Source organism: Thalassotalea sp. ND16A, assembly GCF_000764205.1.
In the GTDB taxonomy this organism is placed as follows: Bacteria; Pseudomonadota; Gammaproteobacteria; order Enterobacterales; family Alteromonadaceae; genus Thalassotalea_A.
The window spans coordinates 1-1,295 of sequence record NZ_JQDZ01000014.1 but is presented as its reverse complement, the minus strand read 5'-3'; the positions used below and the strand labels follow the sequence as shown (position 1 = coordinate 1,295).

General features: G+C 37.5%; 1 protein-coding gene. It reads right to left on the bottom strand.

Annotated features, from left to right (window positions below):
• Positions 1-28: 28 nt before the first annotated feature.
• Positions 29-1,201, bottom strand: a complete 1,173-nt coding sequence (locus ND16A_RS15765) for an IS4 family transposase (protein WP_052072850.1) — start codon at positions 1,199-1,201, stop codon at positions 29-31.
• Between the last annotated feature and the right edge of the window lie 94 nt (positions 1,202-1,295).

Genomic DNA, 1,295 nt, shown 5'->3' with positions numbered 1-1,295 from the left:
AACCGGAAGGATCCCCACAACTTTAATCTCATGTTTCATTCACTAATTCAATCAGAGCGAGCCTAAGCTCGCTCTTAGTTAGTCGATATTGCCTTCCTTGGTGCTGCAATAATCTCAAGGCTAAATAGCCATATGATAAAACTCTCCTTTGTAAGGTGTTGGCTTGAAATTGGCGATGATAACCGTTTATTTCAGCGGCTTTACCAATAACATACAAAGCGAACTGAGCAAGCATTGCTATCAGTAATATGCTTTCAAGCCTTGCTATTCTGGTACTTCTGCTTCTTGATAAACCAAGGCCATAGTACTCATTTTTATTATCTCGGAATGTTTCTTCAATACTCATTCGCCTTTGATAGATAGAAACTAACTTGTGCGCTGGAAACTTTTCTTTTGGTAAGTTGCTGATCAAGAACCATGGGTCTTTTGCTGACTTTGCCTGCTTTCGGTTAATATTATCTTTCGTGACAATACCTTTATTATTTAGGTTTTTTCTTCCCTTACTTTTCTTTTTAAATACTATGGCACGGCACGTGTACTTATGAGTTTTTGATAGCATACAAGTTGGCAACTCTGAGGCTTGAGAAGACGCTCTACTATGCAGCGTATCTACATGGCGCCACATATCTTCACCTTCTAACTGGCAATGAATAAGACCTCGTACGCGGCCAACCCAATACCAATTATATTCATCAACTATTTTTAGCCAGGTAATACGAAAGCCTGCATCGGTACAGATAATTGGTCGACAATTTATAGGGAGTAACTTTGCTAAGTTAGCTAAAAATCTTTTATGAGCCTTTTGGCTAGTTAATTCACTTTCAGGATAAATTTCTTCATAAATCGTAATGGCGCGCCCACTAACGGGAATGGATGCTCTTATCATCACAAAGTTAGAATCATAAACGGATGACCAATCAACTACGATAATCGGGTTATTTGTCGTAACAAATTGATTAATGATAATTTGATAAAACTCATTACGGCTAGCATGCAGAGTCTTGTTTCCCAACAACCTATCAACTCGTTTTATACTATGCTTCTCTATCTTATTGTTATAGCTACCATTTGTTCGGCCAATACTTGTCAGGCTTAGAGCAGCTCCATGAATAACACTTTCAACAGAAGTGAAAAGAGCACGAGTAATTCTAGGATCGATTTTGATTGATTCTTGGGTAAAAAAGTTTGAAAATGGTCGCATAGTGTTTGAAGTTTGGTTATTTCTGTTTTGTGGTGAAATTAATTTAACCAGATTTCAAACACTTACTCAAATATTTGTGGGGATACTTCAGGTT